Annotated in this window: 15 protein-coding genes; 11 read left to right on the top strand and 4 right to left on the bottom strand. The window is 69.9% G+C overall.

Annotation, left to right across the window (positions count from 1 at the left end):
* The first annotated feature begins 47 nt into the window (after positions 1-47).
* Entirely contained in the window at positions 48-2,669 is a 2,622-nt protein-coding gene (locus ACQP2T_RS53685) for a phosphoenolpyruvate carboxylase (protein ID WP_433512500.1), read from the top strand.
* A 2-nt stretch (positions 2,670-2,671) separates the two neighbouring features.
* Here the strand turns inward: ACQP2T_RS53685 and ACQP2T_RS53680 are convergent, their stop codons facing one another.
* From ACQP2T_RS53680 to ACQP2T_RS53670, 3 genes are read right to left on the bottom strand one after another with little or no spacing between them, the layout of a single operon-like run.
* Positions 2,672-3,751: an epoxide hydrolase family protein gene (locus tag ACQP2T_RS53680; protein WP_433512499.1), complete on the bottom strand. Its 1,080-nt coding sequence runs from the start codon at positions 3,749-3,751 to the stop codon at positions 2,672-2,674.
* Between the two features lie 57 nt (positions 3,752-3,808).
* Entirely contained in the window at positions 3,809-4,660 is an 852-nt protein-coding gene (fdhD, locus tag ACQP2T_RS53675) for a formate dehydrogenase accessory sulfurtransferase FdhD (protein ID WP_433512498.1), read from the bottom strand.
* Positions 4,657-6,861 (bottom strand): FdhF/YdeP family oxidoreductase, encoded by a 2,205-nt coding sequence (locus tag ACQP2T_RS53670; protein ID WP_433512497.1) that lies wholly within the window; start codon positions 6,859-6,861, stop codon positions 4,657-4,659. Before ACQP2T_RS53670 ends, fdhD begins: the two co-directional genes overlap by 4 nt.
* A 61-nt stretch (positions 6,862-6,922) precedes the next feature.
* Here ACQP2T_RS53670 and ACQP2T_RS53665 point away from each other — a divergent pair, with 61 nt between their 5' ends.
* From ACQP2T_RS53665 to ACQP2T_RS53625, 9 genes are all read left to right on the top strand, one after another.
* On the top strand, positions 6,923-7,744 hold the full coding sequence (locus tag ACQP2T_RS53665) for a biotin--[acetyl-CoA-carboxylase] ligase (RefSeq protein ID WP_433512496.1): 822 nt from the start codon (positions 6,923-6,925) through the stop codon (positions 7,742-7,744).
* Between the two features lie 32 nt (positions 7,745-7,776).
* Entirely contained in the window at positions 7,777-8,289 is a 513-nt protein-coding gene (locus ACQP2T_RS53660) for a PH domain-containing protein (protein ID WP_433512495.1), read from the top strand.
* 41 nt (positions 8,290-8,330) lie between these two features.
* Positions 8,331-9,251: an adenylate/guanylate cyclase domain-containing protein gene (locus ACQP2T_RS53655; RefSeq protein WP_433519951.1), complete on the top strand. Its 921-nt coding sequence runs from the start codon at positions 8,331-8,333 to the stop codon at positions 9,249-9,251.
* A gap of 15 nt (positions 9,252-9,266) precedes the next feature.
* Complete coding sequence (locus ACQP2T_RS53650; protein WP_433512494.1) at positions 9,267-10,352, top strand: S-(hydroxymethyl)mycothiol dehydrogenase; 1,086 nt, start codon at positions 9,267-9,269, stop codon at positions 10,350-10,352.
* A complete protein-coding gene (locus ACQP2T_RS53645; protein ID WP_433512493.1) occupies positions 10,353-10,973 on the top strand; it encodes an MBL fold metallo-hydrolase in 621 nt (206 codons plus the stop codon). It begins immediately after the preceding gene.
* Positions 10,974-11,072: 99 nt separating this feature from the next.
* Complete coding sequence (locus tag ACQP2T_RS53640; protein ID WP_357651140.1) at positions 11,073-11,249, top strand: (2Fe-2S)-binding protein; 177 nt, start codon at positions 11,073-11,075, stop codon at positions 11,247-11,249.
* A 16-nt stretch (positions 11,250-11,265) separates the two neighbouring features.
* A complete protein-coding gene (gene bfr, locus ACQP2T_RS53635; RefSeq protein ID WP_433512492.1) occupies positions 11,266-11,751 on the top strand; it encodes a bacterioferritin in 486 nt (161 codons plus the stop codon).
* A gap of 255 nt (positions 11,752-12,006) precedes the next feature.
* Entirely contained in the window at positions 12,007-12,675 is a 669-nt protein-coding gene (locus ACQP2T_RS53630) for a response regulator transcription factor (protein ID WP_043620820.1), read from the top strand.
* A gap of 3 nt (positions 12,676-12,678) precedes the next feature.
* Positions 12,679-13,956, top strand: a complete 1,278-nt coding sequence (locus tag ACQP2T_RS53625; protein ID WP_433512491.1) for an ATP-binding protein — start codon at positions 12,679-12,681, stop codon at positions 13,954-13,956.
* Here the strand turns inward: ACQP2T_RS53625 and ACQP2T_RS53620 are convergent.
* Positions 13,940-14,413: a GtrA family protein gene (locus tag ACQP2T_RS53620; protein ID WP_357948851.1), complete on the bottom strand. Its 474-nt coding sequence runs from the start codon at positions 14,411-14,413 to the stop codon at positions 13,940-13,942. The two genes, ACQP2T_RS53625 and ACQP2T_RS53620, sit on opposite strands and share 17 nt — an antisense overlap.
* Positions 14,414-14,663: 250 nt before the next feature.
* On the opposite strand from ACQP2T_RS53620, the gene ACQP2T_RS53615 reads away from it, so the two are divergent.
* On the top strand, positions 14,664-15,518 hold the full coding sequence (locus ACQP2T_RS53615) for a hypothetical protein (RefSeq protein WP_433512490.1): 855 nt from the start codon (positions 14,664-14,666) through the stop codon (positions 15,516-15,518).
* Positions 15,519-15,573 lie beyond the last annotated feature (55 nt).

Below are 15,573 nucleotides of genomic sequence, written 5' to 3'. Positions count from 1 at the left end.
GTGAGACCGCCTTACGGACATTCCACGCTTGTGGATACCTTTGAAGCATGATTGACCAGGGGATTGAGCGTCGCAGCGCCGCGGTCACCGAGATGCCCGATGAGCTGCGCAATGATGTGCGATTGCTCGGCAAGCTGCTCGGGCAGGTGATCGCCGAGCAGGGCGGCGAGGATCTGCTGGCTGACGTCGAACGCCTGCGCAAGGCGGTGATCGCCGCCCGCAGGGGCGAGGTCACCGGTGACGAGATCACGGACATGGTCGCGCAGTGGGAGATCGACCGGGCCGTGCAGATCGCCCGCGCGTTCACCTGTTACTTCCATCTGGCCAACCTGGCCGAGGAGCACTACCGCATCCGCATCCTGCGCGAACGTGACACCGAGGGCCGAGTGGAGCGGGAGTCGCTGGCTCAGGCCGTACACGAGCTGGGCCACGAGCGCGTCGCCGAGCTGGTCGAAGGGCTCGAGCTGCACCCGGTCCTGACCGCGCACCCGACGGAGGCGCGCCGGCGCGCGGTCGTCACCGCGATCCAGCGGGTCAGCGGCCAGCTCAGCGAGTACAACGCCGCCGGGCGCGGCGCCTCCGAGCGCGCCGAGAGCCGCCGGCGGCTGCTGGAGGAGATCGACCTGCTGTGGCGTACGGCCCAGCTGCGCTCCACCAAGCTCGACCCGCTCGACGAGGTACGCACCGCCATGGCCGCCTTCGACGAGACGCTGTTCCGCATGGTGCCGCAGGTCTACCGCTCGCTCGACGCGGCGCTCGGCGAGGGCACCGGCACCCGCCCGCCGCTGGCCAGGCCCTTCATCCGCTACGGCAGCTGGATCGGCGGCGACCGCGACGGCAACCCCAACGTGACCGCCAAGGTCACCCGCGAGACCGTACAGATTCAGTCCGACCACGTGCTGACCGCCCTCGAGACGGCCTGCACGCGCATCGCCCGCACGCTCACCTCGGCCGAGCAGTTCGCGCCGCCGTCGCCAGAGCTCAGGTCGGCGCTGGCCGCGGCCGTCGACGCCCATCCCGAGGTGGTCTCGGAGATGGCCACCCGCTCGCCGCGCGAGCCGCACCGGCAGTGGCTGATGTTCGTGGCCGCCCGCATCGCCGCCACCCTCCGCCGTGACCTCGACCTCGCCTACCGCGCCCCGGCCGAGCTGCTCGCCGACCTGCGCCTGGCCCAGGACTCGCTCTCCGGCCACGCCGCGCGTCAGGCGTACGGGGAGCTGCAGCAGCTCATCTGGCAGGTCGAGACGTTCGGCTTCCACCTGGCCGAGCTGGAGGTACGCCAGCACTCCCAGGTGCACGCGGCCGCGCTGGAGGAGATCAGGGCGGGCGGCGAGCTGTCGGAGCGCACCGAAGAGGTGCTGGCCACGATCCGGGTGATCGCCTGGATCCAGGAGCGGTTCGGCGTCACGGCCTGCTCCCGCTACGTCGTCTCCTTCACCCGCTCCGCCGACGACATCGCCGCCGTCTACGAGCTGGCCGAGCACGCGCTCGGTTCGCGCGCGCCCGTGCTCGACGTGGTGCCGCTGTTCGAGTCGGGCCAGGACCTGGCCAACTCCCCGGACGTGCTGTCCGGCATGCTGGAGCTGCCGCCGATGCGCGAGCGGCTGGCCGCCAACGGCAGACGCATGGAGATCATGCTCGGCTACTCCGACTCGGCCAAGGAGCTCGGCCCGGCCGCCGCGACACTGCGCCTGTACGAGGCACAGGAGCAGCTGACCGCCTGGGCGCTGAAGCACGACGTCAAGCTGCGCATGTTCCACGGCCGCGGCGGCGCGCTCGGCCGTGGCGGCGGCCCCGCCAACCGCGCGGTGCTCGCCCAGGCGCCCGGATCGGTCGCCGGCCGCTTCAAGGTCACCGAGCAGGGCGAGGTCATCTTCGCCCGCTACGGCCACATCGCCATCGCCCGCCGCCACCTGGAGCAGGTCACCAACGCGGTGCTGATGGCCTCCTCACCCTCGGTCGGCTCCCGGACCGCCGCCGCGGCAGACCGCTTCCGCTCGCTCGCCGAGCAGGTGGCCACGGCCTCGGAGCAGGCCTACCGCTCGCTCACCGAGGCCCCCGGCTTCCCGGAGTGGTTCGCCCTGGTCAGCCCGCTGGAGGAGATCGGCTCCCTGCGCCTCGGCTCCCGCCCCGCCCGCCGCGGCCTCGGCGCCCCCCGCTCGCTCGACGACCTGCGCGCCATCCCCTGGGTCTTCGCCTGGGCCCAGACCCGGGTCAACCTGCCCGGCTGGTACGGCCTGGGCACCGGCCTGGCCGCGGTCGCCTCACTCGACGAGCTGAAGGCGGCCTACGCCGAATGGCCGCTGTTCAACGCGCTGCTCGACAACGCGGAGATGTCGCTGGCCAAGACCGACAGATCGATCGCCGAACGCTACCTGGCACTCGGCGGCCGCGACGACTTCGCCCGCCAGGTCATGGAGGAGTATGACCGGACCCGCGGCCTGGTGCTGCGCGTCACCGGCCACACCCGCCTCCTGGAGAACCGCAAGGTCCTCTCCCGCGCCGTCCAGCTCCGCGACCCGTACGTGGACGCGCTGTCCCACCTGCAGCTACGCGCGCTGACGGCCATGCGCACCGGCACCCTGTCGGACCACGAACGCGAACGCCTGTCGACCCTGCTCCTGCTGTCGGTCAACGGGGTGGCGGCGGGCCTGCAGAACACCGGCTGACCTCAGCCGAGGCTCTCGAAGAAGGCACGGATGTCGGCGGTGACGGCCTCTGTGGCGGTGTGGGCCGTGTAGTGGCCGTGGGCCGGGGCTTCCAGGGTCTTCCAGGAGACGATGCCGGTGTGGTCGCGCTCGGCGAACGCGCGGATGGACTTGAAGTCGCCCTCCGCCATGGCCAGCGCCGTCGGCACCGTCGTGGGCTCCTTCGGCGTCTCGGCGCGGGCGTTCTCCCAGTACAGGCGCAGGGCCGAGCCGGCGGTGCCGGTGAACCAGTGGATCGCCGCGTTGGCCAGCACGAAGTCGTCGTCCAGGTCCTCGTCGAAGAGCTGGGCGAGCCAGCCGAGCAGCCCGGCGGGTGAGTCGGTGATGGCGTGGGCGAGCGTCTGCGGCTGCTGCGACTGCAGGACGTTGAAGGCGCCCTTCTCCTTCCAGAACCAGTCGAGTACGGCCAGACCGGCCTGGTCCTCCTGACTCAGGTTCGCGAACTCGGCCGGGTCGCCGGAGGGGAAGGAGAACAGCTGCGTCACATGGACGCCGACGACGCTGTTGGGGGCGAGCCGGCCGAGTTCGGGGGAGATCATCGAGCCCGCGTCGTTGCCCACCGCGCCATAGCGGTCGTAGCCCAGGCGGGACATCAGCTCGGCCCAGGCTCGGGCGATGCGCTGGTTGTCCCAGCCCAGCTCGGTGGTCGGGCCGGAGAAGCCGTAGCCGGGGAGCGAGGGCACGACGAGGTGGAAGTGCCGCGACAGCGGTTCGATGGCGTCGAGGTATTCGACGATCGAGCCCGGCCAGCCGTGGGTCAGAATCAGGGGAAGAGCGTCAGCCGAAGACGAGCGGACGTGGATGAAGTGGATGTTCTGCCCGTCGATCTCCGTGGTGAACTGCGGGTAGGCGTTGAGCCTGGCCTCCTGGGCCCGCCAGTCGAAGCCGTCAAGCCAGTGGCCGACCAGGCGGCGGACCCGCGCCACGCCCACGCCCTGGTCGGCGTCCGCGATCTCGTCGGTGAAGCGGGTCATGGCGAGGCGGGTCCGCAGGTCGTCGAGGTCGGCCTGGGGGATCTCGACGCGGAAGGGGTGAACGCTCATCAGGGGCTCCTTGTCGGAACGGGTTGTTCTGTTCCAACAATAGCAGAACGGAACGCTTCATTCCACTAATACTCGCTCCTGACCCGCGTACACGTTGCACCGCTGCCCGCGCAGGAACCCGACGAGCGTCATGCCGAACTCCCTGGCCAGGTCAACGGCCAGTGACGAGGGGGCAGACACCGCGCACACGGCCGGTACGCCCGCGGTCAGGGCCTTCTGCATGATCTCGTAGCTGGCCCGGCCGCTGACCATCAGCACATGCTCGGTCAGCGGGAGCCGTTGGCCAAGTGATGCCCAGCCGACCAGTTTGTCCACCGCGTTGTGCCGGCCCACGTCCTCCCTGAGCGCCACCAGCGTCCCGTCGGGCCGGAACAGGCCGGCCGCGTGCAGCCCGCCCGTCTTGCCGAAGACGCCCTGGCCGGCCCGCAGCGCGTCCGGCAGGCCGTACAGGATCTCGGGGGTGAGGGTGAGGGTGCCGCGGGGGAGCGGCGCGCAGCGGTCGTGCAGGTCGTCGAGGCTGGCCGAGCCGCACACGCCGCAGGCGCTGGAGGTGAGGAAGTGGCGGTCCAGCGTGGGCAGGTCGGGGATGGGGCCGTGCAGGCGTACGGTGACCGTGTTGTAGCGGGCCTCCGGCGGGAGGTCCTCGTCGACGCAGTACGCGATGGCCGCGATGCCGCCGGGCTTGACCAGGCCCTCGCCGTGCAGGAACCCGGCGGCCAGCTCGAAGTCGTGGCCGGGGGTGCGCATGGTGATGGCGACGGTCTTGCGCGTCCCGTCCAGCGCGGTCAGGCGGATCTCCAGCGGCTCCTCGGTGGCGAGGTCGTCGCGCCGGTCGCGGACCGTGGAGCCGGACAGCTCGCGGACGCGGATACGGGTGGTGGGACCCACGCGGGTCAGCCGGTCGGTCATAGCCGCCGCACAGTGACGAGCGCGTTGTAGTCGGGGATCCTGGCCTGGGGTGAGCGTCTGGTCTCGTCGAGGAGTACGTTGCCCTCCGGCCAGTGGATCTGCAGGTTGCCCGGCATCAGCGGCGCGCGGAGGACTTTGCCCCCATACGTACGCTCGCCCGAACGCAGCTCGACCGGAGTGCCGTCGGGCAGGCCGAGGCGGTCGGCGTCATAGGGGCTCATCAGCACGGCCTCGCGCATCGCGCCGTTGAAGCCGTCCAGGCGCTCGTGGACCATGCTGTTGAACTGCTTGCCGCGCCGCGTGGCCACCATGAACGTGCCGTCGGGGCGCTCCAGCGCGGGCGGCTCGACGGCGGAGAACACGCCGCGCCCGTCAGGGGTGTTGAAGCGGCCGTCGGCGAACAGGTGGCGCCCGCCGTACTGGACGTTGTCGCCGAACGCCTTGAGGCCGGATATGCCCTGGTAGAACGGCACCGCCTGCTCGATCTCCTCGCGGATCCGCGAGGTCCCGGTGAAGCGGACTTTTGCCGAAATTTCGGGGTTTGTGTGGGCGGCTAGTTCGCCGAAGATCTTCCACTCCGGCCATGCCTCGCCGATCCGGGGACCCTCGATCTCGGGCGAGAAGATGATCCGGCGCTCGGTGGACGTCTCGGTCACCCCGCCGGTCATCTCGTAGCGGGTCTGGGCGGGCAGCAGCAGTACGTCGCCCTCGGACGGCACCAGCATCTGCGAGGACAGCACGATGTCGATGTGCACCCGGAGCTTGAGCCGGGACAGCGCCTCCCGGCAGTAGCCGGGATCGGGCAGCACCTCCAGGAAGTTGCCGCCCGAGGAGATGAGCGCGTCGAGGTCGCCCGAGTGGGCCGCGTCGATCATGTCGGTCGCGGTCAGACCCGGCGCCGTCGGCACCTCAAATCCCCAAATATCGGTAAATCTTGCGGCGTTTTCTGGGGTGATCGGCAGGCCGCCTGGCAGGCCGGTGGCGTACGCGCCCATCTCGGCCCCGCCCTGCACCCCGCTGTGCCCGCGGATCGGCATCAGCCCGCAGCTGTCGCGGCCCAGGAACCCGCGCGCCAGGGCCAGGTTCACGATCGACCGGACGTTGTCCTCGCCGAAGGCGTGCTGCGTGATGCCCATCGACCAGACCAGCACCGCCGACTTCGCCTCGCCGAGCAGCCGGGCCAGCCGGAGCATCTCGTCGCGGGTCGCCCCGGACAGCGCCTCCAGCTCCTCCCACGACTGCCCCGCCAGCGCCTGGCGTACCTCCTCGAAGCCGGAGGTCCGCTGGTCGACGAACGCCTTGTCCACCCAGTCGTTCTCGATCAGGTGCTTGAGCACGCCGTTGAGGAAGCCGATGTCACCGCCCACGTTCACGCCGAAGAACTCGTCGGTGATCTTCGTCCCGAACACCGCCGACTCGGCGTTCGACGGCACCCAGTAGCGGTCCATGCCGGGCTCGCGGTAGGCGTTGACCATGGCCACGCGGGTGCCGGCCTTCTTGGCGTGATAGAGGTACTTCATCGCCACAGGCTGGTTGTTGGACGGGTTCGACCCGATGAAGACGATCAGGTCGGAGCCGATCCAGTCGGTGTAGGAGCAGGTGGTGGCCGCCGCGCCGATCGTCTGCTTGAGCGCGACGGTCGAGGGGGAGTGGCAGATGCGCGCAGCGTTGTCCACGCTGTTGGTGCCCAGCGCGCGGACCGCCTTCTGCGCCACGTAGTAGTTCTCGTTCGGCATGCCACGGCTGGTCAGGTAGGCGCCGAAGCGCGCCTCCCGCAGCCCGCCGGCGGCCACGCCCAGCGCCTCATCCCACGAGATCCGCCGGAAACCCGGCTCTCCGGACCGCCGGAGCATGGGGTACGGAAGCCGACCCAGTTCCCGCAACTCGGCGCTCTTCTTACCGGCCAGCCCGGAGACGTCGCCCAGCAGCGAGACGTCGAGCGCCGGCATCGTGTTCAGCGGCAGCAGCCGCAGCCGGATGTTGCACAGGTGGATCTCGTCCATCGTCCAGTCGCGCATGCCCCGCGTGCCCAGCGCGCACCCGTCACACGTGCCCTGCTGGAGAATCCGCCAGGCGTAACGCCTGTTGCCCTTGACCGATCGAAACGCCTTCAGCAGTTCCAGATAGTTGTTCGGCTTGCGCAACCCGAGGCCGAACGGTCGCCACGAGGCCCAGTTACGTGGATCCAGACGTCTGCTCATCTCCCCATCTTCACCCGCGTGGGGCGTCAGAGGACAGCCGACCTTGGGCGAAGATGGAGGAATGCCGGACTCCCGCTACTCCGACCTCGACCGCCCGCCCCTGTCCGAGGCGGCGCTCAACCGCGCCCTCGTACGCCCCGGCAGCCTGTGGACCGGCGTGACCGTCGTCGAGAGCACCGGCTCGACCAACGCCGACCTCGCCGAGACCGCGAGACAGGGCGCCGAGGAGGGCCGGGTCCTGGTCGCCGAGTCGCAGGTGGCCGGCCGGGGCAGGCTGGGCCGCACCTGGATCGCGCCGCCGCGCTCAGGACTGACCGTCTCCGCACTGCTCCGCCCGCAGGTGCCCATAGCCGCGCAGGGATGGCTGGCGCTGCTGTTCGGCGTGGCGGCGGCCTCGGCCGTGCGCCGGCTGGCCGAGGTGGACGTACGGCTCAAGTGGCCGAACGACCTGCTGATCGGTGAGCGCAAACTGGCCGGGATCCTGGCCGAGCGGGCAGAGGACGCCGTGGTCATCGGGATGGGCCTGAACGTCTCGCTCAAGCCCGAAGAGCTCCCCGTGGAGACGGCGACCTCGCTGGCCATCGAGCAGGCCGCGTGCGTGGACCGGGATCCGCTGCTCAGGGCCGTGCTCAGGGAGGTCGAGAGGCACTACCGCGACTGGTCCGAGGCGGGCGGCGACGCCGACGCGTGCGGCCTGCGCGCCGCCTACCAGGCGTCGAGCGCCACCATCGGGCGGCAGGTACGGATCGAGCTGCCCGGCGACCAGGTGCTGACCGGCGAGGCGACCGGTATCGACCAGGCCGGACACCTCCAGGTGACCGCCAACGGCCAGCGGCACACATTGAGCGCGGGCGACGTCGTCCACGTTCGCGCGTCCTCGTAGCCGCGAGGGCGCGGAGGTGACACCATTTGCCCATGACCCTCCCCGACCACCACTTGACGCAGGGTGAGCGACGCATCAGGTCGTTCCACCCGCACTGGAAGCGGCTCGTGGTGCCTTTCATCGCGCTCGTGCTGATCGTCGCCGCCTCGGGCGTGGCGCTCTTCCTCATCCCCGGCAGCTTCGAGTACGCCAGCTACGCCAGGATCGCCGTCGGCGTCATCGCCGTGCTGCTGCTGACGATCTGGTCGTTCGTGCCGTACCTGCAGTGGAAGAACACCGGCTACGTGCTGACCACCCACCGCTTCACGATCAGCATGGGCGTGCTCAACAAGTCGACGGACGAGATCCCGATGGCCAAGGTCAACACGGTCAGCTCCGACCAGACCTTCTTCGAGCGCATCCTCGGCTGCGGCACGCTCACCGTCGAGTCGGCGGGCGACCGGGGGCAGATCCTGCTGCGCGACATCCCCCACATCCAGGACGTCAGGACCGACCTGTTCCGCCTCCTGGAGGACGCCTCCGACGGAGACATCGACGGCCATTGAACAGGCCAACCGCTGAGGAGATCGACCGGCTGCTGGTCGGCATGCCCGCCCGTCACACCAAGGCGGAGGTGTCGGCCGAGGCCGGCGTGTCGCCGGCGCTGGCCGAGCGCATCTGGCGGGCGCTGGGCTTCGCCTCGCTCGCCGACGACGCGGTGGCCTTCTCCGACGGTGACGTCGACGCGCTGCGGCGGGTGAGCGGGATGCTCGACAACGGCCTGCTCGACGAGCCGACCGTCATCCGGATGGCCCGCGCGCTCGGCCAGACCACGGCCAGGCTGGCCCAGTGGCAGGCCGAGATCATGATCGGCGCGATGCTGCCGCCCGGCGAGCGGCCGTCCGACGACGACCTCGGCCGGGTGCTCGACACGGCCCGGCAGCTGCTGCCCGACTTCGAGCAGGTGCTGATCCACGTCTGGCGGGCGCAACTGGCCGCCGCGGGCACCCGCCTGCTGTCGGTCGCCGACCTCGACGAGGAGAACATCCCCGCCCGCGTGTCGATCGCCGTGGGCTTCGCCGACCTCGTCTCCTTCACCCGGCGCTCCCGCGAACTCGACGAGCGGGAGCTGGCCGCGCTGGTCGAGGGGTTCGAGGCGCGGGCCTCCGACGTGGTGGCCGCGCACGGCGGCCGGCTGGTCAAGACGCTCGGCGACGAGGTCCTGTTCACCGCCCATACGCCGGCCGACGCGGCGGCGATCGCGCTCGACCTGGTGGAGCCGGGCGACCTGCGCATCGGCCTGGCCTACGGGCCGGTCCTGCCCATGCTGGGCGACGTCTTCGGCACGACGGTAAATCTTGCCGCCCGGCTCACCGCCATCGCCCGGCCGGGCACCATCGTCGTGGACGCCGAACTGGCCGAGGGTCTCGACGGTGACACGGGCTTCGAGCTCCGCAGGATCCGGCGCAGGCCGGCGCGGGGGATCGGGATGGTGCAGCCCTACGCCTTGCGGAGATCATCCCCTTGACACAAGATGGCTGCCATGCCGTACGAAGTGCAGGGAGTCATCGCCCGAGGTAAGGGCCAGGAAGTATCGGTCGAGACGGTGCTCGTGCCCGACCCCGGACCAGGCGAGGCGGTGGTGACCGTCAAGGCCTGTGGGGTCTGCCATACCGACCTGCACTACCGGGAGGGCGGCATCAACGACGACTTCCCGTTCCTGCTCGGGCACGAGGCCGCGGGCGTGGTCGAGGCGGTGGGCGAGGGCGTCACCGGGGTCGCGCCCGGCGACTTCGTGATCCTCAACTGGCGGGCCGTGTGCGGCCAGTGCCGGGCCTGCCTGCGCGGGCGTCCCTGGTACTGCTTCAACACCCACAACGCCGCCCAGAAGATGACGCTGGCCGACGGCACCGAGCTCTCGCCCGCGCTCGGCATCGGCGCGTTCCTGGGCAAGACGCTGGTCGCCGCGGGGCAGTGCACCAAGGTCTCCGCCGACGCGCCCGCCGAGGTGGCCGGGCTGCTCGGCTGCGGCGTCATGGCCGGGCTCGGGGCCGCGCTCAACACGGGCAACGTCTCCAGGGGCGACACGGTCGCCGTCATCGGCTGCGGCGGCGTGGGCGACGCCGCGGTCCTGGGCGCGTCGCTCGCCGGCGCCGCGAAGATCATCGCGGTCGACGTGGACGACAACAAGCTCGAATGGGCCCGCGGCTTCGGCGCCACCGACACGGTCAACTCGCGGGCGAACGACCCGGTTGAGGCGATTCGCGACCTCACCGGCGGCTTCGGCGCCGACGTGGTCATCGAGGCCGTCGGCCGGCCCGAGACGTACAAGCAGGCGTTCTACGCCCGCGACCTGGCCGGCACGGTCGTGCTCGTCGGCGTGCCGACGCCCGAGATGGCGCTGGAGCTGCCGCTACTGGACGTGTTCGGGCGCGGCGGCTCGCTCAAGTCCTCCTGGTACGGCGACTGCCTGCCCTCGCGCGACTTCCCCATGCTGATCGACCTGTTCCTGCAGGGGCGGCTCCCGCTCGACAAGTTCGTGTCGGAGACCATCGCGCTGGACGAGGTCGAGGAGGCCTTCGCCAAGATGCACCGCGGCGAGGTGCTGCGCTCGGTGGTGGTCCTCTAGATGATCGACAGAGTCATCACCTCCGGGACGTTCTCGCTCGACGGCGGCACGTGGGAGGTCGACAACAACGTCTGGCTGGTCGGCGACGCCCGCGAGGTGGTCGTCATCGACGCGGCGCACGACGCGCGGGCCATCGCCGACCGCGTCGGCCCGCGGACGGTCAAGGCCGTGGTCTGCACGCACGCGCACAACGACCACATCAACGCCGCGAAGGAGCTCGCCGAGCTGACCGGGGCGCCGATCCGGCTGCACCCGGCCGACCAGGTCCTCTGGGACCAGGTGTACGGCCAGGAGGTGCCGTACGAGCCCCTGGCCGACGGTGAGAAGGTCGAGGTCGGCGGGATCGCGCTGGAGGTGCTCCACACGCCCGGCCACGCGCCGGGCGCGGTCTGCCTGTACGCCCCCGACCTCGGCGTCCTGTTCAGCGGCGACACGCTGTTCAAGGGCGGGCCCGGCGCGACCGGCCGGTCCTACTCGTCGTTCGACACCATCGTCGACTCGATCGCCCGGCGGCTGCTGGGGCTGCCCGGTGAGACGGTCGTGCACACCGGCCACGGTGACTCGACGTCGATCGGGGCCGAGGCGCCGCATTTGGAGGAGTGGATCGCCCGGGGTCACTGATCTGTGTCGTACCTAACATAGGCAAGCCTTACCGAAGTGGGTTACCTTAGGTGTGCCTAACCTTTGGTGTCCCCTTCGTAGTGAGAGGCTTGTCCCCGTATGTACGTGTGTGTCTGTCGTGCCGTGACCGAGAACGAGGTCCACGACTGCATCGCCGCGGGCGCGAGGAGTGCCAAGCAGATCCGCGACACCACGGGCGCCGGGGGCGACTGTGCGACTTGTGTCAGGAAGATATGTGCGATCCTGAAGCGGTCTGAGGAACTCGCAACCGCATAGCACGAGGAGCCCGTTCATGCAGGGCGACATCCAGATCATCGAGCTGCTCAACGAGCAGCTCACCGCGGAGTTGACCGCGATCAACCAGTATTTCCTGCACGCCAAAATGCAGGAGAACTGGGGCTACACCAAACTAGCCGAGCACACCCGAGCCGAATCCATCGATGAGATGCGCCACGCCGAGCGTCTCACCGATCGCATCCTTTTCCTTGAGGGACTGCCCAACTACCAGCGCCTCGGCACCCTGCACATCGGCCAGACGGTCGAGGAGCAGCTGCGGGCCGACCTGGAGGTGGAGCTGTCGGTCGTGACCCGGCTGCGGCCGGGCATCCAGCTCATGCGGGAGAAGGGCGACGCGACCTCCGCGCGGATCTTCGAGGACATCCTCGCGGACGAGGAGCTCCACATCGACTACCTGGAGACCGAGCTGTCCCTGATCAGGGCGCTGGGCGAGCAGCTCTACCTCGCCCGCTACGCCGAGCCGCCCTCCAGCGACGACTGAATCCCCATCGAGCCCGTCTCGCACGCCCGCCGGTACTCCCGGCGGGCGCGCGCGTTTTCGCGACACGCCGGGCGGCACAGAAGGTTTTGCGATTCTGCAAGATCGGGAATCGCCTTTGTCTCCGGCGAGTGCGGTAATTTAAGCGGGACTAACTGACATTTATCTGTGTTTGCCCAGGTCAATGGATAGGTCAACGACGAGTCAAACCGCGCGCTGTGACCGGGAAACGATCGCCTAAGGTCCTACGATCGCTTTATGACCTGCGTACTTCTCGCCGAGGATGACACCTCGATTTCCGAGCCGCTCGCGCGTGCGCTGCGCCGCGAGGGCTATCAGGTTGAGGTGAGCCCCGACGGCCCGCAGGCCCTGGAAAGGGCCCTGTCGGGTGGGATCGACCTCATCGTTCTCGACCTCGGCCTGCCAGAAATGGACGGGCTGGAGGTCGCACGCCGGATCCGCGCCGAAGGGCACGGAACCCCGGTCCTGATACTCACCGCCCGCGTCGACGAGGTCGACACCGTCGTCGGCCTCGACGCCGGCGCCGACGACTACGTCACCAAGCCGTTCCGGCTCGCCGAGCTGCTCGCCAGAGTGCGTGCGCTGCTGCGCCGGGGCACCTCGGAGACGCCGGTGGTGCAGGGCGTCCGCATCGACGCCGACTCCCGCCGAGCCTGGATGGGAGAGAAGGAGCTGCATCTTACGACCAAGGAATTCGACCTGCTGCGCGTGCTCGTCCGTGACGCGGGCAAGGTCGTCACCCGTGAGCAGATCATGCGGGAGGTGTGGGACACCAACTGGTGGGGATCCACCAAGACCCTGGACATGCACATTTCCTGGCTGCGCCGCAAGCTGGGCGACGACGCGGCCAAGCCTCGCTACATCACCACCGTCCGAGGAGTCGGCTTCCGCTTCGAACGCGAGTAGGAGATGCGCCGACGCCTGCTCACATCCACCCTGCTCGTCGCGGTCATCGCGGTCCTGCTGCTGGGGGTCCCCCTGGGCATCGTGGTCAGCCGTCTGATCGTCGACGAGGCGGCCCAGGAGCTCAGGGCGGAGGCGACGCGCCTGGTGGGGGAGGTCGAGTACGCCCGAATCCAGGACACACCTCTCGATCCTCAGCAACTCAAACAGAAGTACCCGGACCGCTACATCCAGATCTACGAGCGCGCCACCCAGCCCAAGGCGACCATCGTCGGCACCCCACCGCCGCCCGGCCACGAGATGACCGCGGACGCCCAGTCCGAGAACGGGATCTATGTCCGGGTGAGCCGCGACCGGGACCAGGTGGAGCAGGATGTTCGAGCACGCCTGCTCCTGATCGTGGCCCTGGCAGTCGCGGCTCTGGCGGTGGCGGTGGGGCTGGCCATCGTGCAGTCACGCCGCTTGACGCTGCCCTTGCAGGACCTGGCGAAGATCGCCGACCGGCTCGGGTCCGGGGACGCCCGGCCCAGCAAACATCGCTACGGCATACCCGAGCTCGACCGGGTGGCCCAGGTGCTCGACCGCAGCGCCACCCGCATCTCCGACCTGCTCACCCGAGAACGCGAGTTCGCCACCGACGCCTCCCACCAGCTCCGCACCCCGCTCACCGGCCTCACCATGCGCCTGGAGGAGATCGTCGCCGCCTGCGAGGAGCCGGAGGTGGTCCGTGAGGAGGGGGAGGCGGCCATCGTGCAGGCCGAGCGGCTCACCGCCGTGATCGACGAGCTGCTGGCCGCCGCCCGCCGCCAGCGGCACGCCCAGGCCAAGCCCGTCGGCATCGACGAGGTCCTGGTCCAGCAGGTCACCGAGTGGGAGCCGGTCTTCCGCGGCGAGGGCCGCTCGCTGCTGCTCGAAGGCTCACGCGGGCTCAGGGCGCTGGCCACCACCGGCGGGTTCGGCCAGGTCATCGCCTCACTGCTGGAGAACTCCCTGCGCCACGGCGGCGGCACCGTCACCGTCACCACGACCAGTGGCGACAACTACGTGGTGACCGAGGTCTCCGACGAGGGCCCCGGCATCGCCGACGACATCGCCCCCAAGGTCTTCGAGCGCAACGTCAGCGGGGCCGGGGGCACCGGCCTGGGGCTGACGCTGGCCCGTGCGCTGGCCGCCGCCGACGGCGGCCGTCTGGAGCTCGTACGCCGCCGTCCGGCGACCTTCGCCATCTTCCTGCGCCACGCCGAGGACAACGACAGGACCCGCGTGGTCAGCGGTCCTGCTTGACCCCGGGCAGCTCCGTGGGGATGGGCTCGGTGGCCTCCAGGAACACCCACTTCTTGTACGACCAGTAGCGGAACAGCGTGCCGAGGCCGACGCCGACGAAGTTGGCGATGTTGAGGCTGAGCAGGTCGTGCAGGTGCAGGGTGTATTTGGTGAACCCGATGGTCAGCAGCCCGAACAGCAGGGCGATGCCGTTGAGCAGGAAGAACAGGAAGTATTCGCGGCCCAGGCCGCTCTGCTCGCGATGCCGGAAGGTCCAGAAGCGGTTGCCCAGGTAGGCGAACGTCGCCGAGATGACCGTGGCCGCCACCTTGGAGGTCAGCGGACCCATGCCGAGCGCCAGGAACACGTTGTAGAGACCGGTGTCGACCACGAACGCGATGGCGCCAATGGTGCCGAACTTCGTCAGCTCGTGCAGGAGAGACGAGAACCGCTGGTAGAGCCCCTTGGCGAAGTTCACGTCTGCTACTCGGCCCTTCCCGGTCGTGGCGCAAAACAGGTCATGACCACTTCAGCGTACCGGCCGTCAGGCTGGTGGTGGGCCATGGCGGATGACATCCCACCCCTATCAACACGCTTACAAATATCGCCTTATGCCCGACAATTACGAATCTGGGGCGTTACGCTGCGGAGGCAGATCGCCGGTACGTACCGGCGATGGGCTCAGACGGACCGCCGTCGCAGACGGCCACGACCCTCGGGGTTCACCTGTGCCGCTTCGACTGCTCGTCCTGCTCGTCGGCCTGACCGTCATGGCGGCCGGTTGCGGCACCACAGGCGTCGCCACGGTGGCGCCCCCCGAGGATCCGACCTCCGCTCCGGCGGCCGCCCACAGCGTCGACAAGGCGACGGCCGAACAGGCGTTCCAGCTGCTCGGCCAGCTCGACCAGGCATGGAAGCGGCGGGACTGCGCCGCCGTCGCCGAGCTGACCACGTGGGTGGAGAGGACGCTGGGCGGTCGTGCCTGTGAAGGCACCCGGAACGGCCGCCCGGCTCTCTACAGCGAGCCCGGCTTCTTCCTGCCCGGCGAGGGCGACTGGTTCGCCGCCCTGGCCAGTAAGCCGTCGCCGGCGTACTTCGTGTTCCTGCGCGAGGGCGGACGCTGGCGGCTCGGCGCGGGACCCATCCCCGCGCGCGGGGCGGCGCCGGAGACGCCGACCACCATCACCCCCGACGCGGGGCTGATCAGCCAGGCCCGCGTGGTGGCGCAGCGTCACCTCACCTACCTCACCGACCCGGCCGGGGTGGCGGGCGTACGCTTCCCGGCAGGGGATCCGGTACGTGGTCTGCGGGACGAGCTGGCCGCGCTGCCCGGGCGGGTACGGCCGGACCGGCTCGACATCGACGTCGAGCTGCCCGAACAGCCCACGATGGCGCTCCCCCTGTCGGCCGACACCATGCTCGTCTTCGACGCGCTACGCGTCGTCTACCGGCAGCGCCCGAAGGCGGGCGCGTCAGCCCTGGCCCACCCGCTGAAGAAGGACACCGAGATCATCGTCCTGGCCGGCGTGATCAAGGCGTCAGAGGGCCTGACCACGGTGGGCGTGCGGCGCGGCCCCGCCTGAGCAGGTTGGGTAAGCTCAGCTGGCGTGAGTGCAAACAGTCCAATCGGGCCGGTCG

The sequence above is a fragment of the Nonomuraea sp. CA-143628 genome (assembly GCF_050942315.1).
Classification (GTDB): Bacteria; Actinomycetota; Actinomycetes; order Streptosporangiales; family Streptosporangiaceae; genus Nonomuraea.
Note: the sequence above shows the minus strand (reverse complement) of the source record. Positions and strands in the feature narration are given on the sequence as shown.